21 protein-coding genes are annotated in these 20348 nt (G+C 57.8%); 6 read left to right on the top strand and 15 right to left on the bottom strand.

The genetic code is table 11. The annotated features are described in order from the left end of the window. Window positions 1-265 precede the first annotated feature (265 nt). The 4 genes from AB5Y83_RS12890 to potA form a co-directional block, all read right to left on the bottom strand. Entirely contained in the window at window positions 266-1333 is a 1068-nt protein-coding gene (locus AB5Y83_RS12890) for an extracellular solute-binding protein (RefSeq protein WP_368175283.1), read from the bottom strand. An 81-nt stretch (window positions 1334-1414) separates the two neighbouring features. Continuing rightward, window positions 1415-2185, bottom strand: coding sequence for a spermidine/putrescine ABC transporter permease PotC (gene potC / locus AB5Y83_RS12885; RefSeq protein ID WP_005336644.1), 771 nt, complete (start codon window positions 2183-2185; stop codon window positions 1415-1417). Then, window positions 2182-3069, bottom strand: a complete 888-nt coding sequence (gene potB, locus AB5Y83_RS12880) for a spermidine/putrescine ABC transporter permease PotB (RefSeq protein ID WP_257725071.1) — start codon at window positions 3067-3069, stop codon at window positions 2182-2184. Before potB ends, potC begins: the two co-directional genes overlap by 4 nt. Continuing rightward, window positions 3056-4159: a spermidine/putrescine ABC transporter ATP-binding protein PotA gene (gene potA, locus AB5Y83_RS12875; RefSeq protein ID WP_231720766.1), complete on the bottom strand. Its 1104-nt coding sequence runs from the start codon at window positions 4157-4159 to the stop codon at window positions 3056-3058. Before potA ends, potB begins: the two co-directional genes overlap by 14 nt. Window positions 4160-4360: 201 nt before the next feature. Between potA and AB5Y83_RS12870 the strand changes: the two genes are divergently transcribed. Both AB5Y83_RS12870 and AB5Y83_RS12865 read left to right on the top strand, forming a co-directional pair. Beyond that, window positions 4361-5098, top strand: a complete 738-nt coding sequence (locus tag AB5Y83_RS12870; protein WP_005351939.1) for a hypothetical protein — start codon at window positions 4361-4363, stop codon at window positions 5096-5098. Window positions 5099-5114: 16 nt separating this feature from the next. After that, window positions 5115-5801 carry a DUF2987 domain-containing protein gene (locus AB5Y83_RS12865; RefSeq protein WP_368175282.1) on the top strand — a complete coding sequence of 229 codons (687 nt, stop codon included), beginning with the start codon at window positions 5115-5117 and terminating at the stop codon, window positions 5799-5801. Window positions 5802-5904: 103 nt separating this feature from the next. Here the strand turns inward: AB5Y83_RS12865 and ttcA are convergent, their stop codons facing one another. The 11 genes from ttcA to ccoN form a co-directional block, all read right to left on the bottom strand. Further along, a complete protein-coding gene (ttcA, locus tag AB5Y83_RS12860; protein ID WP_005336634.1) occupies window positions 5905-6813 on the bottom strand; it encodes a tRNA 2-thiocytidine(32) synthetase TtcA in 909 nt (302 codons plus the stop codon). A 74-nt stretch (window positions 6814-6887) separates the two neighbouring features. Next, on the bottom strand, window positions 6888-7835 hold the full coding sequence (gene uspE, locus AB5Y83_RS12855; protein ID WP_368175281.1) for a universal stress protein UspE: 948 nt from the start codon (window positions 7833-7835) through the stop codon (window positions 6888-6890). A gap of 151 nt (window positions 7836-7986) precedes the next feature. Then, the gene (locus tag AB5Y83_RS12850) at window positions 7987-8742 is read right to left on the bottom strand and encodes an FNR family transcription factor (RefSeq protein ID WP_005351934.1); all 756 of its coding nucleotides are present in this window, start codon (window positions 8740-8742) and stop codon (window positions 7987-7989) included. A 68-nt stretch (window positions 8743-8810) separates the two neighbouring features. Next, window positions 8811-9497: a sulfite exporter TauE/SafE family protein gene (locus AB5Y83_RS12845; RefSeq protein ID WP_204477068.1), complete on the bottom strand. Its 687-nt coding sequence runs from the start codon at window positions 9495-9497 to the stop codon at window positions 8811-8813. Continuing rightward, complete coding sequence (ccoS, locus tag AB5Y83_RS12840; RefSeq protein ID WP_081990675.1) at window positions 9481-9669, bottom strand: cbb3-type cytochrome oxidase assembly protein CcoS; 189 nt, start codon at window positions 9667-9669, stop codon at window positions 9481-9483. The genes AB5Y83_RS12845 and ccoS overlap by 17 nt, the downstream gene beginning before the upstream one ends. A 138-nt stretch (window positions 9670-9807) precedes the next feature. Further along, the gene (locus tag AB5Y83_RS12835; protein ID WP_368175280.1) at window positions 9808-12192 is read right to left on the bottom strand and encodes a heavy metal translocating P-type ATPase; all 2385 of its coding nucleotides are present in this window, start codon (window positions 12190-12192) and stop codon (window positions 9808-9810) included. A gap of 86 nt (window positions 12193-12278) precedes the next feature. Beyond that, window positions 12279-12779: a FixH family protein gene (locus AB5Y83_RS12830; RefSeq protein ID WP_139459373.1), complete on the bottom strand. Its 501-nt coding sequence runs from the start codon at window positions 12777-12779 to the stop codon at window positions 12279-12281. A gap of 140 nt (window positions 12780-12919) precedes the next feature. Continuing rightward, window positions 12920-13903 (bottom strand): cytochrome-c oxidase, cbb3-type subunit III, encoded by a 984-nt coding sequence (gene ccoP / locus AB5Y83_RS12825; RefSeq protein WP_019446377.1) that lies wholly within the window; start codon window positions 13901-13903, stop codon window positions 12920-12922. After that, window positions 13903-14082 carry a CcoQ/FixQ family Cbb3-type cytochrome c oxidase assembly chaperone gene (locus tag AB5Y83_RS12820; RefSeq protein ID WP_005336620.1) on the bottom strand — a complete coding sequence of 60 codons (180 nt, stop codon included), beginning with the start codon at window positions 14080-14082 and terminating at the stop codon, window positions 13903-13905. The genes ccoP and AB5Y83_RS12820 overlap by 1 nt, the downstream gene beginning before the upstream one ends. 10 nt (window positions 14083-14092) lie before the next feature. After that, window positions 14093-14707: a cytochrome-c oxidase, cbb3-type subunit II gene (gene ccoO, locus AB5Y83_RS12815; RefSeq protein WP_005336618.1), complete on the bottom strand. Its 615-nt coding sequence runs from the start codon at window positions 14705-14707 to the stop codon at window positions 14093-14095. Window positions 14708-14723: 16 nt separating this feature from the next. Beyond that, the gene (ccoN, locus tag AB5Y83_RS12810; protein WP_005336616.1) at window positions 14724-16148 is read right to left on the bottom strand and encodes a cytochrome-c oxidase, cbb3-type subunit I; all 1425 of its coding nucleotides are present in this window, start codon (window positions 16146-16148) and stop codon (window positions 14724-14726) included. Between the two features lie 281 nt (window positions 16149-16429). Between ccoN and AB5Y83_RS12805 the strand changes: the two genes are divergently transcribed. From AB5Y83_RS12805 to prc, 4 genes are all read left to right on the top strand, one after another. Then, entirely contained in the window at window positions 16430-16891 is a 462-nt protein-coding gene (locus AB5Y83_RS12805; protein ID WP_368175279.1) for a hypothetical protein, read from the top strand. A 93-nt stretch (window positions 16892-16984) separates the two neighbouring features. Beyond that, a complete protein-coding gene (locus AB5Y83_RS12800; RefSeq protein WP_216948629.1) occupies window positions 16985-17443 on the top strand; it encodes a GAF domain-containing protein in 459 nt (152 codons plus the stop codon). Between the two features lie 102 nt (window positions 17444-17545). After that, window positions 17546-18184 (top strand): RNA chaperone ProQ, encoded by a 639-nt coding sequence (gene proQ, locus AB5Y83_RS12795; RefSeq protein WP_005351923.1) that lies wholly within the window; start codon window positions 17546-17548, stop codon window positions 18182-18184. A gap of 8 nt (window positions 18185-18192) precedes the next feature. Beyond that, the gene (prc, locus tag AB5Y83_RS12790; protein WP_127005597.1) at window positions 18193-20208 is read left to right on the top strand and encodes a carboxy terminal-processing peptidase; all 2016 of its coding nucleotides are present in this window, start codon (window positions 18193-18195) and stop codon (window positions 20206-20208) included. Window positions 20209-20348 lie beyond the last annotated feature (140 nt).

Raw genomic sequence — 20348 nt, 5'->3', positions numbered from 1 at the left:
TCTAAATGGAGAAATACATCGCCCCCCTCATATTTCCCTACAAATTTGCTCTGAAGCCGGCTGCAGTGGAGCACTTACAAAAATTGTGGTCTGTCTGGCTTAAAGATGACTATCTATATATTTTGCTGTTAATCGATGCGCGCCTGTGCCTCTCAGTGTCTATGACTGTTGTGCTTAAAAATTGCGCTGGTGGTTAAAAAGAGAAGGGGGCAAATATTGCCCCCTTTATCCATTAAGCCCGTCAGAGGGTCGATTAACCGCCGACTTAACCGGCCTTGGCCACCATGGCTTTAAGCTGCAGGAAGTACTGCTCGTAGAGGCGGGAGGCATCACCCACATCGGACTGGAATTCGCCCTTGCGCTTGATCTCGTCGCTCGGGAAGACCATGGGGTTGTTGCGAAACGCCGGGGTGAGCAGGGGAATGGCATCCTTGACCGGCGTGGGGTAGCCAATCGCCTCGGCCACCTTGGCGGCCACATCGGGGCGCATCAGGAAGTTGATCAGGGCGTGGGCCTCTTTCACATGCTTGGCCTTGGCCGGGATGGCGAGGTTGTCCATCCACAGTACCGCCCCCTCATCGGGATAGGTCATCTGGATGGAGGGGTATTCGCGCTGGGCGCCATAGGCCGAGCCGTTCCACAGCATGCCGATATTGACCTCACCGGCGATAAAGGGATCGGCCGGGTTGTCGGAGTTGAACGCCTTGACGTTGGGCATCAGCTTTTTCAGGTATTCGAACGCTTCGGCGATCTGCGCCTTGTCTTGAGTATTGGGGCTGTAACCCAGCTGCACCAGCGCGATATGGAACACCTCGCGGGCATCGTCCATCAGCAGCAGGCTCTCTTTCCACTCCGGCGCCCAGAGCTGCTTCCAGCTGGTGACCGGCTGCTCGATGATGTCGGTGTTGGTGCCGATCCCGGTTGCGCCCCAGATATAGGGGATGGAGTAGCGGTTGTCCGGGTCGTACTCGTGGTTGAGCAGGGTAGGGTCGAGGTGCTTGAAGTTGGGCAGCTGGGCGCGATCCAGCGGCTGCAGCATCCCCTCTTTGGCCATTTTCGAGATGAAATAGGTGCTGGGCACCACCACGTCATAGCCGTCGCCATGGGTTTTCAGCTTGGCGTAGAGGGTCTCGTTGGCTTCGTAGGTGGAGTAGATCACCTTGATGCCGGTCTCTTGCTGGAACTGCTCCAGCAGGCCGTCCGGCACATATTCCGACCAGTTGTAGAAGTAGACCACCTTGTCATCGGCCGCGTGAGCGCTCTGGCTCAGCAGCGGGGTGGTGAGGGTGAGGGCGGCTGCCAGCAGGGCGCCGGCCTTGTGTTGGATTGTCATCAACAACTCCTTGGGGTTATGGGGCCTTGCGGCCCACCGTGACAGAGTTCGCCAAAGATGGCGGGGACGAAACGGGCAGGGTCAACCCTGCCGTTTACGCAGTAACAGTTGCGCCAGCAGCACCATCCCGAGGGAGGCGACCAGCATCAGGGTGGCCAGGGCGTTGACCTCGGGGGAGACGCCCACCTTGACCATGGAGTAGATCTTGAGCGGCAGGATCTCGTAGGCCGGGCCGGTAACAAAGGAGCTCACTACCACGTCGTCCAGCGACAGGGTAAAGGAGAGCAGCCAGCCCGCCATCACCGCCGGCAGGGCCAGCGGCAGTATGATGCGGCGCAGGATAATCCACTCGCCAGCCCCCAGATCCCGCGCGGCTTCCAGCATCCGCACATCAAAACCGCACAGCCGCGAGTAGACGGTGATCACCACGAACGGCAGGCAGAAGGTGATGTGGGCGATCAGCAGCGACCAGAAGCCGAGCGCAATGCCGGTCACTACAAACAGGGTCAGGAGCGAAATGGCCATCACGATATCGGGGGACATCATCACCACGAACAGCATGCCGCTCACGTACTGCTTGCCGCGAAAACGGTAGCGAAACAGCGCCACGGCGGTGAGGGTGCCGATCAGGGTGGCCGCGGTGGCGGTGAGGGCGGCGATAGTCAGGGAGTGTTGGGCCGCCTGCATCAGGCTGGCGCTGGCAAACAGCTTCTCATACCAGCCAAGGGTAAAGCCGCGCCAGTCGATACCATATTTCGACAGGTTGAAAGAGTTGGCGATCAGCACCCCGATGGGCACATAGAGATAGCCAAACACCAGCAGCAGGAACAGAGCTTTCAGTGCGCGCATCATGCCAGCTCCCCCTTCTTGCTCAATAGCTTACCCGCCCGCCAGTAGCAGTAGACCAAGAGCGCCATCAGCACCGTCAGCATCACGCTGATGGCGGCGCCAAAGGGCCAGTCACGGCTGTTGAGGAACTGGGTCTTGATCAGGTTGCCGATCAGCAGGTGCTTGGCGCCCCCCAGCAAGTCGGAGACGTAGAACATCCCCATGGCGGGCAGGAACACCAGTAGACAACCGGCGATGATGCCGGGCAGGGTGAGAGGCAGAATGATCCGCACCAGCCGCTGCCAGCCGTTGGCGCCGAGATCTCGCGCCGCCTCCAGCAAACGGCCATCCAGCTTCTCGATGCTGGAGTAGAGCGGCAGCACCATAAAGGGGAGCAGCACATAGACCAGCCCGATGATGACGGCCACCTCGGTATACATCATCTGCAGCGGCCGCTCGATAAGCCCCAGATCCAGCAGCCAGCCATTGAGCAGCCCCCGGGTGCCGAGCAGCACTTTAAGCGCATAGGTGCGGATCAGGGAGTTGGTCCAGAACGGCACCACCACCAGAAACAGCAGCAGCGGGCGGATACGCGCTGGCAGATGGGCCAGCAGCCAGGCAAAGGGGTAACCCACCAGCAAGCAGATGCTTGTGGCGAGCAGCGCCAGCCAGAGGGAGTGGAGCAGCACCTCGAAATAGAGGGGGTCCAGCAGGCGGCCATAGTTGCTCAGGGTAAAGAGCGGTGCGATAAGCTCGGACTCGTCACGGGTGAGGAAGCTGACACCGATGATCATCAGGTTGGGCAGGAAGACAAACAGCGTCAGCCAGCCCAGGATCAGCGCGATGGCCCCGTTGCGAAAGCCGTTGTGGGCAAAGCTGTGCGGTACCCGCAGATTAGTGAGGCTCATAGGGCAGCACCACCTCCCAGCTGTCGACCCAGTGGATCGCCACCTCCTGACCCAGACGGTAGTCAAAGTCGGGGTCATCCTCGTCGAAGAACTCGGAGATAAGCAGCTGTTTGCCACTTTCGAGCTCGATCACCGAATCCAGCGTCGCCCCCTTGTAGTTGCGCTCGCGGATATTGCCCCGCAGCGCACCGCTCTGATCGTCATCCTGATCGAGGATGCGCAGATCTTCCGGGCGCAGCAGAACCAGCACCTTGTCCTCTGGCTGGAATGGCAAGGAGGTATGAAGCAGGCATTCGCGCCCCTCTACCTCAGCCTGCCAGATACCGGGTTCACGCTGATTGATCAGCTTGCCATCCATCACGTTGATCTCGCCGATAAAGCGGGCCACGAACAGGTTGGCTGGCGATTCGTAGATATCGCGCGGGGTGCCGCGCTGGATGATTTGGCCCCCCTCCATCACCAGGATGCGATCAGACATGGTGAGCGCCTCTTCCTGATCATGGGTGACGAAGACAAAGGTGATGCCAAGGCGACGTTGCAGCGCCTTGAGCTCGCTCTGCATCTGTTTGCGCAGCTTGTAGTCGAGCGCCGAGAGGGATTCGTCGAGCAGCAGCAGGCGCGGCTTGTTGACCACGGCGCGGGCAATGGCGACCCGTTGTTGCTGACCGCCGGAGAGCTGATCCGGGCGGCGGTTGGCCAGCTCGGTGAGCTGCACCATGGCGAGGGTCTCCTCGACCCGCTGGCGGATCTCGCTGGCCGGTACTTTCTGCATCTCGAGGCCAAAGGCGACGTTTTCAAACACCGTCATATGGGGGAAGAGCGCATAGCTCTGGAACACGGTGTTGATGTGCCTGTGTTCGGCGGGGATATGGGTGATCTCGTCACCGGCCAGATGGATGGAGCCACCATCGACCGATTCGAGCCCGGCCAGCAGGCGCAGCAGGGTGGTCTTGCCACAGCCGGAGGGGCCCAGCAGGGTAAGAAATTCACCGTCATAGATTTCAAGGTCAAGGTCACTCAGGATCACCTTGCCATCGTATTTTTTGCTGATCTTGTTCAGCGCGACAATTACCTGTGGATTGTTCATCATCCGCCAGTCTCACCCCAGCCAGTGGCCATCGTGTTGAAAGAGGGCCGCATTCTATGCAGCCGACACATGAAATTAAAGGCTTTTTGGCCCGAATTAGCCGCAAGTGCGCAGGAAAAACGGCTACGAATAGCAGACCAAATCGCTATAATGTGCCACCTGATTTGGTCGTTTTCGATATTGGATAGTCAATTGAGTAATAAAATGCGTATTGGCGGCTCCCTTGAGCAGTCTCTGAACCAGGGCTACCGCCTTGATCTGAAAGGGGTCATCCAGGAGGGATGGCAACAGACCCGCCGTACCGGATTTGGCCTGCTGCTGGCGATTGTCGGGGTGACGGCGATCTGGATCCTGCTAAGCAATGTGCTGCTGTTGCCCTATCTGGGGGATGACAGCCAGATGAATGTGGCCATGGTGCTGAGCCTGTTGATGACGGTGGTGATGGCTCCCATGACCAGCTCCCTCGATATGCTGGGGTTGCAGCAGTCGGTCGGGGTGCGCGCCCGGGCCAACCAGGTGTTCGACTTCTTCCGCCACTTTGTACGCCTCGGCATGCTGAGCCTGCTTGGCAGTCTGCTCACCAGCCTGTTTGGTCCGCTGTTCGATCTGCTGGGATTACCCGCCGTACTCTCTTTCATCCCCTCGGCCCTGATCGGCATGGGGCTGCTCTTTACCGTGCCGCTGGTGCTTGAGCGCGGCCTGACACCGCCCCAGGCCATTCTGGTTTCTCTCAAACTCTTTGCGCGCGGCTGGCCCAGCATTGTGCTGTTCCACGGCGTGATGACCGCGCTCTTCTTCCTGGCTCTGATCCCCATGGGGTTGGGGCTTATCTGGGTGGCACCGCTCTATTTCAACTGCAAGGGGATCCTCTATCGGGATCTCTGCGGGGTGGGGGTAGAGGTTAACGAGGTGACAGAAGGCCCCAACCATTTCAATGCATAATGCAAAAGGATGTTGAATGACCCGTCGATATGGAGTGACCAAGGCTGTGCGCCAGAGTCTGCTGGCCACGCTCTTGCTGCCAGGGCTGGTGCTGGCTGAGCCGGTGCTGGATCTGCAATACAGCACCTTCTACAGCCAGATGAAGACCTTTGCCAAAGGGGCGTTTGGTCACGCCAGACTGGGGTTTTATCTGACCGATCCGCAAAATGGTCAGCGCTGCGGCCTCACCTTTGCCCGGGTTGCAACCGACAGCAAGGAAGTGGCGGGCGAGGTAACGGTCGATAGCGAACTGCGCCTGCCTTTTGATGAGGATCTCAACCTCGACAAGGGGATCGTGACCGTCGGCCTGAAAGAAGAGCACGCCACTTGCGATATGACGGTACAGGTTATGGCCGACGCACCGAACGGGCCCGAGCTGCCCTTGGCCGAGCTGGCGGCCCGTCAGCAGCAGATGCAGTCGCTGCTCGACAAGATGGCGGGCATGGTCGGCAAGCACTTCCTGCCGAAGATGGAAGGGGTACGCATTACCCTGGTGCAGCAGAGCGGAACAGCTTATCTGATTGATGGCGCCCGTCAGGAAGCGCTGCCCTGGGTGGAAGGCCATCTGTTGCTTAGCAATGAGCAACTGGCCGCGTTCGCTGCCGGGCAACTGCGCCTGCAGGGTGACGTGCTGCGACTGACCCCCTGGTTGCACAAGGGCTGATGCCGATGGTGTTGTCACGTTGGTAACAGGCAGATAAAGAAAGCAAAAAAGGAGCGATCATCGCTCCTTTTTTATTGCGTGGCGTGTGCCCTGTGAGCGCGGCTTAGCGCACTTCAATCACATCCAGCATGTCCATCTCGTCGATATCCAGCAGCGGCGCCTTTGGCATCTCGGGCGGATCAAACGCCTTGTCGCCACCATCGATGATGCCGGAGTCGCGATTGATGCTCTTGAAGTCAAACAGCTTGTGGTCGAGCAGGTGGCTCGGGATCACGTCCTGAATGGCGGTGAACATGGTTTCGATACGACCGGGGAAGCGGCGATCCCAATCCTGCATCATCTGCTTGATGGCCTGACGCTGCAGGTTTTCCTGCGAGCCGCACAGGTTGCACGGAATGATGGGGAAGGCTTTGACGTCGGCGTAGCGGATCAGATCCTTCTCTTTGCAGTAGGCCAGCGGGCGGATCACCACGTTCTTGCCATCGTCGCTCACCAGCTTGGGCGGCATGGACTTGAGCTTGCCACCGTAGAACATGTTGAGGAACAGGGTCTCAAGGATGTCATCGCGGTGGTGGCCAAGGGCAATCTTGGTGCAACCCAGCTCCTGGGCGGTGCGGTAGAGAATACCGCGGCGCAGCCGTGAGCAGAGGGAGCAGGTGGTTTTGCCTTCCGGTACCTTCTCCTTGACGATGGAATAGGTATCTTCCTCGACGATCTTGTACTCGATACCGAGGGAATCCAGATACTCGGGCAGCACATGCTCGGGGAAACCGGGCTGCTTCTGATCCAGGTTGACGGCAACCAGATCGAAATGGATGGGGGCACTGGCTTTGAGGCTCATCAGTATGTCGAGCATACCGAAGCTGTCCTTGCCGCCGGAGAGGCAGACCATGACCTTGTCGCCCTCTTCAATCATGTTGAAGTCGGCAATGGCCTGACCCACGTTGCGCCGCAGGCGCTTCTGCAGTTTGTTAAAACTGTATTTTTCTTTGGCGTTCAGCTCTTCTAGCATGCTCGTAAAACCCGGGACACAAATAAGCGCGTTATTATAGCCATGTCCCGGGGGAGGGCAAGGTGCCAGGCACCTTATGATTGATTGCGACGACTGTCGACCGGACAGCTGTAGTCCGCCGGTTTGAGGATCAGGATGTCGCAGGAGAGGCGGTCAATCACATGTTCGGCGGTATTGCCGAGCAGAGCAGCAGAAAGCCCGGTACGGCCGACACAGCCCATGATCATCAGGGGCGCCTTGAGCTCTTCGGCCATATCCGGCAACACCTCTTCCGGTAGTCCTTCAGCTACCCGGGTCCAGAGATGACCGATCCCGAACTTGTCGGCATGGCTTAGCAGCAGGCTTTCGTGGTGTTTGCGGATCGCCTCGTTGTAGGCGTTGGGATCAAACTCCGGCAGCTCGATGGCCACGTTGACCGGGGTGCCCGGGTAGGTGTTGACCAGATAAAGGTTGGAGCCCAGCAGCTCGGCGATGTCGCTCCCCTCCTGGGTGATCCGTTCGTTGAGCAGTTTCTGATCCGGATCGTCGCTTGAGCAGTTGATGGCGGCGATGATGTTGCCGCCCCGTTGCCAGTGACCCTCTTTGACTAGCAGCACCGGACAGGGGCATTTGCGCAGCAGGTGCCAGTCGGTGGGGGTAAAGATGAAGGTTTGCAGGAAGCTGTGATGGTGAGTGGCTTTGACCACCAGATCGTGTCGCTGCTCCAGCACCTCCTGGATCACGCACTCGAAGGGACGATTGTGCCAGACCACTTTCACTTCGCACTCTATCCCCTGTGCCCGATAGGGGGTCAGGATCTCGTCCAGCCACTCACGTCGCTGTGAAATGACGCCATCACGCATCTCTTGCCGCTCGTCCACCGAGAGCATGGCAGTCATTTCATACGAGAAGTCATAGATGGTGAGCAGCAGGGTCAGATGGGCGTTTTCGTCCAGCTCGGCGACTTTGACTGCCCGTTCGAGGGCGATTTGACGCTCCTCTTCTGGATTGATAACCACCAGAATATTCTGATATTTGACCATCTTCTCCTCCTTGGAAAAGTCCAATGACAGCAGAATCTTAGCCATTACAGCTTAGCGCAGGAGGAGGGTATAGGGAACGTACCGGATCACATTCCAGAGGAAAGGATCCGGCAGGGAAAGCAGGAGAAAAGCGAGAGGGTAAGCGAAAAAATCAGCCGCAGGGCGGGCGAGTAGCTCCGGCCATCATGCCAAGGGCGACCTGATCCAGCACGGTAATGTATTTGCCTTTAACGCTGATGAGACCGGACTTCTGGAAACGGCCGAGCAGACGACTGATGGTCTCGACGGTCAGACCCAGATAGTTGCCAATGTCACCACGGGTCATGGAGAGACGGAACTCCTTGGCGGAGAAACCGCGCTCGGAGAAGCGTACCGACAGATTGTGCAGGAAGGCGGCGAGGCGCTCTTCAGCATTTTTCTTGGAGAGCAGCAGGATCATCTCCTGATCGCCCATGATTTCGCTGCTCATCAGACGCATGATCTGCTGGCGCAGTTTGGGCATCTTGCCGGAGAGATCGTCCAGCACTTCAAAGGGGATCTCGCACACCATGGCCGTTTCCAGCGCCTGGGCGAAGGAGGGGTGGGCCTGCTTGTTGATGGCATCAAAACCGACCAGATCGCCAGCGAGGTGGAACGCAGTGATCTGCTCATCCCCTTGCTCGGTGATGGTGTAAGACTTGATGGTCCCGGAACGGATGGCATAGAGCGATTTGAACTCATCGCCAGCCTTAAACAGCTCTTCACCCTTCTGGATCGGCTTCTTGCGCTCGATGATGCTGTCCAGCTGATCAAGCTCGTTGTCGTTCAGAGTGAAGGGAATACAGAGCTGACTGATGCTGCAATCCTGGCAATGAATTGCACAGCCACCGCTCTGGATACGTCTGCCAGGTTTCTTTTCCGGGATCATAGGCTCATACGAATAATTGATTTATATCAAACAAGTTTACCATCAACTCATCCGTTTTGGATAGGGTTTCAAAAGGAAGCAATGCCAATCCAGAAGGTATGTACCCCGAACAAAATGAGCAGCAGGGCCCCGCCAAGGCGCAAACTGCGCAGGGTGAGCCAGTATCTCAGGCGATCGGCGAGCCCCCCGAGCGCGAACAGGGTGGGCAGGGTGCCGAGGCCAAAAAAGAGCATGATGAGCGCCCCGCCACTGGCCGAACCCGCCGCCGCGCTCCAGGTCAGCATGGAGTAGACCAGCCCGCAGGGGAGCCAACCCCACACCATGCCAAAGGGCAGTGCCTGCACAGGTGAGGTGAAGGGGATAAATTTGCCCGCCAGCGGTTTGATACGGGGCCAAAGTCTGGCGCCGAGCCGCTCCAGCAGCAAGACCCCTTGCCACCAGCCCGCCAGATAAAGGCCAAGCGCAATCATCAATAGCGCTGCCACGAGGCGTAAGCCGGCAATAGCGTGTTTGCCTGCGCCCAGCTCGCTGGTGGTGGCGAGCAGGCCGCCCACCAGAGCACCTGCAATGACATAGCTCAGGATCCGGCCGAGGTTGTAGTTGAGCAGATAGGCGAGCCGCCCCCAGAAGTGCTGTTTGTTGGCGGGGATCGCCATGGAGAGCGCGGCGGAGACGCCACCGCACATGCCGATACAGTGGGCAGAGCCTGCCAGTCCGACCAGCAGGGCGCCGGCCAGATCAAGGTTGTGGGTCATGGTCAGCAGGCTTTGCGGGTTTGTGGGCAGGTTGCTCTTCGTCAAACAGGATGTTGGAACCCTGCCGGTCGAGATCTTCAAACTGTTCGGAGCGAATGGCCCAGAAGAAGACGACCCCGGCGATGATCACAAACAGGATAGCGATGGGGATCAGGACAAAAATTATATTCATGAGAGGTACCTTGGCGTTCATCCTTGGCAAGCGTCCCCTATGGTAACCCTGTTCGGGCAGAGGGCCAGCCGCTATCAGTGAGAAATGTGGCCTGCATCGGAGGCAGGCCATATTTTCAGCTATTTTCCGCCACCAGCCTCATCGGTTGAGGCGCATGGAGTTGGTTACCACGATGAGTGAGCTGAGCGACATACCCGCCGCCGCCAGATAGGGGGGCAGCCAGCCGCAGGCCGCGAGCGGCAGCACCAGCAGGTTGTAACCGATGGACCAGGCGAAGTTCTCGATGATGATCTTGCGGGTACGCATTGCCAGCACTCTGGCCTCGAGCAGTCGGCTCAGGTCATCGGCCAGCAGGATGGCGTCGGCGCTGTTTTTCGCCAGATCGGTGCCACCAGCCATGGCAAACGAGGCGTGAGCGCCAGCCAGTACCGGGGCGTCGTTGATGCCATCGCCCACCATGATGCTGATATCCCCTTGGGCTTCCCGGGCCTTGAGGTAGGCCAGCTTGCCATCGGGTGAGACCCCCTTGACCAGCTCATCCACGCCCAGCTCGCGGGCAATCTCGTCTGCCTGCAAAGAGCTGTCGCCAGTCAGCACGGTAGTTTGCAGACCTGCTGCCTTGAATGCCGCGATCAGCGCCCTAGCATCGGGGCGCAGGGTATCTTCCAGATTGAAGCGGGCCAAGACCTGCTGCTCGTCGGCCAGATAGATAGCCAGACCGCGGCCGCGTTCTTGCGCCGGATCCAGCCCAAGCCAGCGGGCACTGCCGATGCGGTAGCGTACGCCATCCACCATAGCTGTGATGCCGTGACCGATGACCGGGGTGATCTCGCGGGCGGATGGCAGCACACTGATACTGTCGGCGGGCAGCCGGAAGGCGCGAGCTATGGGGTGCTCGGATTGCGCCTCCATGGCCCGGGCGATGGCGAGGCAGTGCGCCTCGTCAAGGTCGGCCAACGCCTGAGTCTGCGTCAGACTGACCTCCCCTGTGGTCAGGGTACCGGTCTTGTCCATCACGATCCGGTTTGCCTTGGTCAGCACGTCCAGCACATGACCACGGCGCAGCAGAATGCCGTTGCGGGTCAGATTGGCGGTGGCCGAGGTCAGTGCCGTCGGGGTCGCGAGTGACAGGGCACAGGGGCAAGTGGCAACCAGCACGGCGAGGGTGACCCAGAACGCCTGATCCGGTTGATGGAAGTGCCAGAAAGTCCAGACCGCGGCGGCAATGATCAGCAGCACCAGAATAAAGTGGCGCGACAGCTGATCCGCCATCTGGGCGATGGCCGGTTTGTCATCGAGGGCGTGATCCTGCAGCCGCATGATCTGGGCGATCCGCGACTCTTCGATACGGTGGCTGACCCGGATCTGCAGCGGGGCATCCGTGTTGATGGTGCCGGCATAGACCTGATCACCGCGCTGTTTGAGCAGGGGCAGCTGTTCACCGGTCAGCATGGATTCGTTGAGGCTGGCTTGCCCTTCGACAATGATGCCGTCCGCCGGCAAGGTGGCGCCGGCCAGCACCCGTACGCGATCGCCGACCTGCAAGGTCTTGGCTGCAACCTCATGCTCCCCTTCATCATCGATGCGGGTCGCCATGATGGGCACCAGTCGTGCTAGGTTGGAGCTCGATTCCGACGCCTTGCGCCGGGCCCGCAACTCGAGAAAGCGCCCCAGCAGCAGGAAGAAGACGAACATGGTGATGGAGTCGTAATAGACCTCACCGGTATTGAACACGGTGGCCCACATGGAGGCGATAAAAGCCCCGATCAGCGCCAGCGACACCGACACATCCATCGACAGGTGGCCCTGTTTCAGGCTGCGCCAGGCACCCACGTAAAAGGGTTGGGCTGAATAGATCATGATGGGGGTGGAGAGCAGCAGGCTTATCCACTTGAAGTACACCATGAACTCATCTTCAACACTGATGAATAGGTCCATATAGAGGGCCACGGCGCACATCATCACCTGCATTGAGCCAAGCCCTGCCAGTGCCAGCCGGAACATATAGCTGCGCACCTCTTTGGCGTAGAGCGCCTCCTGTTGATGGGTCTGGAACGGATAGGCGCGATAGCCGATCTGGGCAAATCCCTTGAGGATGTCACTCAGGGAGAGCTGGTCCGGATCCCACTTGATGCGGGCCCGGTGGGTGGTGGTGTTGACGTTGATGTAGCGCAGGCCGCCAAGGGTCATCAGGTGGCGTTCGATAAGCCAGGCACAGGCGGCGCAGGTGAGCCCTTCAACTGTCAGCTGGATTTCGCGAAGGGTACCGCTGTCGGTGACAAACTCCTGTTGCACTTCTGCCAGATCGTAGTGGGTGAGGGCGGCCAGCTCCTCGGGCACCAGATCCCCCTTGGTGCCGGGAGCGGTGCGGTGATCGTAGTAACTGGCGAGGCCGCACTCCATGATGGTTTCTGCCACCGCCTGACAACCGGGGCAGCACATGGGGCGAACAATCCCCTTTATCTCGAGGGAATAGCCACTATTGGCGGGTACCGGCTCGCCACAGTGAAAGCAGGGGGTCATGATTGATGCCCCCCTGAATGCAGAATGCAAGCAGCAGGTGCGCTGGCGAGTACCGGCTCGCCACAGTGAGAACAGCCGGTCATGGCTTAGCGTCCTTTCGGGTCGAGTTCGACAGTGGCCAAGGTGGGCAGCTGGACGGTCTCTTGCAATCGCCACTGGTGATCGAAGGCATCGACCCGAATGTGCCACTTGCCGACCAGCGGCTTGTCGAAATGGAGGCGATAGGTGCCGCTCGCATCGGCGGTGATCATGTGTTCGCTGTCCTGACCGGCCAAGGTCGGGTGAAACAATGAAAGATAGAGAGCTTGCCCGGCAGGAATGTCACCGCTGATAGGTTTGAGGGTCAGCTCGTTGCCGTCAACTTCCAGCCCAAAGCGGATATTGAGCGCTTCGGAGCGGTCAAACTTGCTCAAGTCCTGATTGATCTCTTTCCCTTGTTTGTAATAGTCCTCGGCCACCAGATTGACCCCATCCTTGCTGGCGATGATGGCGGTGGCGATGCTGCCGACAACGGCGGCAGTGGGGAGGGCGATGATAAACCAGGGCCAGAATTGGCGATACCACGGTTTGGAGAGAGGTTGGGTCATGATTGCTACTGCCATGAAACGAATGATTAACGTGGAAGATGGTTTTTACGCAACACAAGATAACAAAAAGCCTCGAGGAGTCGAGGCTTTTTGCTGTGTAATCACGTGTTTATCACATGTTACAACGTTACGGGCGAACCTTATTTGGCAGACTGTTGATGAGACAGGCTGTAAACGTAGGAGGCCAGCAGGTGAACCTTGTCCTCACCCAGAATATCTTTCCAGGCTGGCATCACGCCGTGACGACCGTGGGTAATGGTTTGCACCACCACTTCGCGGGAGCCACCGTAGAGCCAGGTGTTGTTGGTCAGATCTGGCGCACCGACGGCAACACCGCCCTTGGCATCGGCCCCGTGGCAGGCAGCGCAGATGGCAAAGCGTGCTTCACCTTTCTTCGCTTCCACCAGGTCGACCTTGCGACCGGAGAGGCTCAGCACATAGGAGGCCACTTCCTGAACGCCATCTTTGCCGAGGATTTCACCCCAGGCAGCCATGATCCCCTGACGACCGCCCATGATGGTGGTCTTGATTTGATCAGGCTGGCCGCCCCATTGCCATTCGCTGTCGGTCAGGTTCGGGAAGCCGCGGCCACCACGGGCATCGGAGCCGTGACACTGGGAGCAGTTCTGCAGGAACAGACGCTGACCCACTTTGAGGGCTTCCGGATCCTTGGCGATCTCGGTAATGGCACGATAGGTTTTGCCATCCGCTTCGTAGGTGAGTTCACGGAACTTGGCGCCGTAGATCTCGTCAGCCTTGGCGACCTCGCGGTCATACTCCACCGCACGACCTTCAGCCTTGGCCGATTCGGTTGCAGCCTTGGATTCGGCCAGCGAGCGCACGTCCTGGTTGGAACTTTGCCAGCCCAGCAGGCCTTTGAAGTTGCCAAGCCCCGGGAAGGCGATCAGATAGACCAGACCGGTGACGATGAAGAAGAGGAACATGTAAGTCCACCACTTCGGCAGCGGGTTGTTGATCTCCTCGATGCCATCGAAGGAGTGACCCATCGATTTGCCTTCTTCAACACCCATCTTGTCCTTGCGGCACCACATCAGCAGCAAGAAGCAGCCGAGGATGGTTCCCAGACTGATGACAGTCACAAAAATGCTAAACAGAGTGCTCATTATTGTTTCGCTCCTGCGTTCTTTTTATCAGCACCGGGTTGCTCATCATCGGCAAAAACCAGATTGGCAGCCTCGTCGAAAGAGGTCTTGCGGCGTTTGCTGTAGGCCCAGACGATGATGCCAATCATGATGGCCATCAACAGCAGGGTATACAGACCGCGAAATGTGCCGTAGTCCATCTTCGCCTCCTTATTTCAGGGCATGACCCAGTGATTGCAGATAGGCCACCAGCGCATCCAGCTCGGTTTTGCCCTTGACGGCTTCGCCAGCACCCTGAATATCGGCATCGGTATAGGGCACACCGAAGTGATCGCGGAACAGCGCCAGCTTCTTGGCCGTCATCTCACCGGTCAGCACATTGGTATCAAGCCAGGGGTAGGCGGGCATGTTGGATTCCGGTACCACATCGCGCGGGTTGATCAGGTGAACCTTGTGCCACTCATCGGAGTAACGGCCACCGACACGGGCCAGATCCGGACCAGTACGCTTGGAGCCCCACAGGAAGGGGTGCTCCCAGACGCTCTCACCGGCGACCGAGTAGTGACCGTAACGCTCGGTTTCGGCACGGAACGGACGGATCATCTGGCTGTGGCAGTTGGTGCAGCCTTCGCGAATGAAGATGTCGCGCCCTTCCATCTGCAGAGCGGTGTAGGGCTTGAGGCCCTCCACCGGCTCGGTGGTTTGCTTTTGGAAGAACAGCGGGGTGATTTCAACCAGGCCCCCCAGACTGATGGCAAAGATGATGCCGACCACCAGCATGGGAACGCTTTTTTCAAATATTTCGTGACGGTTATTGTTGCTCATGGGTTGACCTCTTCAATCATGCTGGCTGGGCGACAGGTTCCAGAGAACCTTTGGGCGCAGTGATGGTGCGATAGGCGTTGTAAGCCATCAGCAACATGCCGGTGACGAAGAAGCAGCCTCCCAGGAAGCGCACGAAATAGAAGGGATAGGATGCCTGCAGCGCTTCAACGAAGCTGTAGGTCAGGGTGCCGTCTTCGTTGACTGCACGCCACATCAGGCCCTGCATCACGCCGGAAATCCACATGGCAACGATGTAGAGCACGGTGCCCACGGTCGCCAGCCAGAAGTGAACGTTGATCAGCTTGACGCTGTACATCCGGCCCTGACCGAACAGGTTCGGGATCAGGTGATAGACCGCACCGATGGAGACCATGGCAACCCAGCCCAGCGCACCGGAGTGCACGTGACCAACGGTCCAGTCGGTGTAGTGGGAGAGGGCGTTGACGGTTTTGATCGCCATCATCGGGCCTTCGAAGGTCGACATGCCGTAGAAAGAGAGGGAGACGATCAGGAAGCGCAGGATGGGGTCATAACGCAGTTTGTGCCAGGCACCGGAGAGAGTCATGATGCCGTTGATCATACCGCCCCAGGAGGGTACGAACAGGATCAGGGACATCACCATGCCCAGTGACTGGGCCCAGTCAGGCAGTGCGGTGTAGTGCAGGTGATGCGGACCGGCCCAGATATAGAGGGAGATCAACGCCCAGAAGTGCACGATGGAGAGGCGATAGGAGTAAACCGGACGACCGGCCTGCTTGGGCACGAAGTAGTACATCATCCCCAGGAAGCCGGCGGTCAGCAGGAAGCCTACCGCGTTGTGGCCATACCACCACTGCACCATGGCGTCCATGGCGCCGGAGTACATGGAGTAGGACTTCATGCCGGAGAGCGGCACTTCCATGTTGTTGACAATGTGCAGCACCGCAACGGTGATGATGAAGGCGCCGAAGAACCAGTTTGCCACATAGATGTGGGAGGTGGTGCGCTTCATCAGGGTGCCGAAGAAGACGATGGCATAGGCGACCCATACCACAGTGATGGCGATATCAATCGGCCACTCCAGCTCGGCATACTCTTTGGCGGAGGTGTAACCCAGCGGCAGAGAGATGGCGGCAGAGAGGATGATTGCTTGCCAGCCCCAGAAGACGAAGGTTGCCAGCGGGCCACCAAACAGTCTGGTTTGACAGGTGCGCTGCACCACGTAGAACGAGGTGGCCATCAGTGCACTGACGCCGAAGGCGAAGATCACTGCGTTGGTATGGAGGGGCCGCAGACGACTGTAAGTCAGCCACGGGGTCTCGAAGTTGAGGGCAGGCCAGATCAACTGGGCTGCGATCAGTACGCCAACCGACATGCCGACAATTCCCCAGACAATCGTCATGACGGTAAACTGGCGAACAACGGTGTAGTTGTACTCAGGATGGTTAGTTGTATGGCTCATCGTTATATTCCGCTTCCGATGCTGCTGTTGTTTGGTTTTGTATCCGGAGAACCGGACTGGCTTCATCAGCCACCGCCGACCAGTTGTTAACATCTGTTAACGAAAGGAAAAGCAAAAGATGGCTAAATGAAAACTGCATGGGAATGATACTGAACTGACAGGTAAAATAACAGTATAAACAGTGATATATTTGGCTCCGTCCGGTCTCGATATGGCAGTTTTTTACCTTGTTCGAGATCACAAAAAACTATTTTAATTGCATCTTAATCGGACAGTTTTTGATGAAAGAGAGACTTACCGCACGTAAAGTTTTGCACCTCGTACTGGTATTGGCGCTGTTATTGGCGCTGATGGCCTATCGCACATGGTTTTCGGCCGATAACAGCGTCTCTGCTGACCAGAAAAAAGATCAGATTTGTGATCTTTCCCACACCCCTTGCAGCGCGCTGATTGGTGACAAGCCACTGACGGTCGGCATCAAGGAATTACCGCTGCGCGCCGAACATGACTTTGCCATCGCTATTACCGGCGGCGATCCAGCCATCAAGCCGATGAAAGCGACACTCGAAGGCAAAGATATGTTTATGGGCACCATTCCGGTGAGCTTTGAAGAAATAGACGGACAGTGGCAGGGGGTGACCCAGGTGGGGAGCTGTACATCACCCGTCATGATCTGGTTGTTAAATATCGAGTGGAGTAATGGTCAACGCCAGCAATTGGCGCTTTCCGTTGCCCGGGAATAACGGCGCAAGAGGTGGGGAGTGGAAAAAATATTTGAAATTTCCCGGCCAGGCGTTACCTTCCCCAAACCATCAGGGAGTGAAGTTCATTTAATCATGATTGAAAAACAACCGTTTTATCGCACCCTCAACCAGCAGGCCAAGGCGCTGCTGGAGGGGGAAACCGATCTGATTGCCAATCTGGCCAACCTCTCCGCACTGCTTAATCAGGAGCTGGCGGAGATCAACTGGGTCGGTTTTTATCTGTTGCAGGGCGAGACCCTGGTATTGGGGCCATTTCAGGGTAAACCGGCCTGCGTGCGGATCCCGGTCGGCCGCGGGGTATGTGGTACGGCAGTGGCAGAGGGGAGAACCCAGCTCATTGACGATGTCCACCAGTTCGACGGTCACATCGCTTGCGATGGCGCGAGCAACTCGGAAATCGTGATCCCGCTGCGCCGTGGTGGCGAGATCATCGGGGTGCTCGATATCGACAGTCCGATTTTTAACCGTTTCGACCAGGAAGACCGGATTGGCCTCGAAGAAACGGTGCAAATTTTGGAAAGCATGCTCTAAGTCATTGCTAGATGGTTCGCAAAAGGCCCCAAGCTCTCTATAATGGGGCCTTTGTTGTGCTCGGGACGTGCCCGTGCGTTTATATGAAAGCCAAGGTTATACATGGAAAACACTGAGAAGCTGAAGAACAGTAAAGAGATCGTTGCCTACCTGGTCGAGAAATTCCCGGCCTGTTTCGTTGCTGAAGGAGAGGCCAAGCCGCTCAAGATTGGCATCTTCCAGGATTTGGCCGAGCGTCTTGCTGACGATGCCAGAGTCTCCAAGACCATGCTGCGTTCCGCACTGCGTCAATACACCTCCAGCTGGCGCTACCTGCACGGTCTCAAAGCTGGCCAGGCTCGCGTTGATCTGGATGGCAACCCGGGCGAGCTGCTGACCGAAGAGCACATCGAGCACGCCAAGCAAGCTCTGAAAGAGAGCAAAGAGCGCGTATTCGCCAGCCGTCGTACCAATACCAAAGAGAAGGATGAGAAGGCCAAGAAGCCCCGTCGTCCTGCTGTGCGCAAAACCGAGAAAGCTGATGTAGCTGCCAAGCCGAAAGCTGCCGCCAAGGCACCGGTCGCTGACGCTCCGCTGGTTAAAGTGGATGCCGCTACGCTGAAAGTGGGCCAGGATGTGCGCGTCGTTATGGGTAAATTCCCGGTTCCGGCAACCATCAAGGAAGTAACCAAGGACGATGTACAGGTCCAACTGCAGACCGGCATGATGGTGCGGGTCAAATCAGAGCACTTGGTTCTCTAAGGAGACAAATGTTGAAGCATGGCGTAATTCGTTTTTCCCTCGTTGCCTGTAGCCTGGCGCTTGCCGGGCTTGCACAGGCCATCGAGCCGGTGCTCAAGGAGAGTGATTTGCCTGTGTTGGCTCAAGAGAGCCAACATGCTACGGCCAGCAAGCGAATTACCAATCTGTTTACCCGCTCGCACTACAAACAGTTCAAGCTGGACGATGCCTTTTCCTCCGTGATTTTCGATAAATATCTGGAGAATTTGGACTACAGCCGCAACCTGTTTTTGGCCTCTGATATCAGCCGTTTTGAAAAGTACCGTAACGGTTTTGACACCGACCTCGAAAGAGGCCGTCTGGCTCCCGCCTACGAGATGTTCAACCTGAGTCAGCAGCGGCGTTATGAGCGGTTCGAATACGCCCTCAAACTGCTTGATACTCCTTTCGATTTTACCCAGACCGACAACTATGTGTTTGATCGGGAAGGGGCGGCTTGGCCCAAAGATGAAGCAGAGCTCAACGAGCTGTGGCGTCAGCGGGTCAAGTTCGATGCCCTAAGCCTCAAGCTCAGCGGCAAGGAGTGGCCCGAGATCAAGGAGCTGCTTGGCAAGCGTTACAACAACGCCATCAAGCGGATGTCCCAGACCGAGAGCGAAGATGTCTTCCAGCTCTTCATGAACTCCTTCGCTCGCGCCATCGAACCGCACACCAGTTACCTCTCACCGCGCAGTGCCGATCGTTTCAACACCGAGATGAACCTCTCGCTGGAGGGGATTGGTGCAGTGTTGCAGGCGGAAGATGACTTTACCGTCATCCGTTCTCTGGTGCCAGGTGGCCCGGCTGCCAAATCCAACCACCTCAAACCCGATGACAAGATCACCGGGGTAGGGCAGGAAGATGGCAAGATTGTCGATGTGATCGGCTGGCGTCTTGATGACGTGGTCGAGCTCATCAAGGGGCCCAAGGGGAGCAAGGTCAAGCTGGAGATCCAGCGCGGCAAGGGCGCAACCGCCAAGACCGAGCAGATCGAGCTGACCCGCGACAAGGTGCGCCTTGAAGACCGGGCAGCCAAGTCCAAGGTGATTAACGCCGAAGGCAAGAAGATTGGCGTCATCGAGATCCCGAGTTTTTACGTCAATCTGCACGACGACGTGATCAAGGAGCTCTCCAGCCTGAACAAGAAGAAGATCGATGGTCTGATCATCGATCTGCGCGGTAACGGCGGCGGCGCCCTGACCGAAGCTTCCGCCCTGAGCGGTCTCTTCTTTGCCAGTGGTCCCGTGGTGCAAATTCGTGATCACATGGGCCGTATCACGGTCAATGGCGATGACGATGGCAACGTCTACTACGGCGGCCCCATGTCGGTGATGATCGATCGCTACAGTGCCTCGGCCTCCGAGATCTTCGCTGCTGCCATGCAGGATTATGGCCGCGCGTTGATTCTGGGTGAAAACTCGTTCGGCAAGGGGACGGTGCAGCAGCATCGCAGTCTCGCCAAGGTCTATGACTTCTACGAGCAGCCGCTCGGTCACGTGCAGTACACCATCGCCAAGTTCTACCGGATCGACGGTGGCAGCACCCAGAACAAGGGCGTTGCGCCGGATATCAGCTTCCCGACACCGGTTGCTCCGGAAGAGACGGGCGAAAGCCGTGAGTTCAATGCGTTGCCGTGGGACAAGATTGCCTCCGCCAACTACGAGAAACTCGGCAACTTCGCCAGCCTGCTGCCCAAGTTGCAGGCGGCGCACGATGCCCGGATCGCCAAGGATCCCGAGTTTGCCTATGTGATGCAGGACATCGCCGACTACAAGGAGGAGAAAGACAAGAAGTCGGTCTCCCTCAACGAGGCGGAGCGTGTTGCAGAGCAGGCGAAACAGGATGAGAAAGCGCTCAAACGTACCAACGAGCGTCTGGCACGTCTTGGCAAGCCGGCGGTGAAGAGTCTGGATGAACTGCCCGCTGATTTCGAAGCGCCCGATGAGTATCTCATCGAAGCGGCCAATATCACGGCAGATCTGGCCAAGGTCAGCAAACGCAGCTGACAAGGCGACCTGTAATGCACAAGGGCGACTGCGGTCGCCCTTTCTTTTTGTCTGGCGTATCTGACGTCATGCAAATTGTTTGACCCCGCCAGTTGGTTGTGACAGCCTCTTTCTCGCCTTTAACAAGCGTGGAAGCAGAC

Origin of the sequence: Aeromonas sp. R5-4, from assembly GCF_040908215.1 — a bacterium.
GTDB classification, from domain to species: Bacteria; Pseudomonadota; Gammaproteobacteria; order Enterobacterales; family Aeromonadaceae; genus Aeromonas; species Aeromonas veronii.
This window is presented reverse-complemented; position numbering and strand designations above follow the sequence as displayed.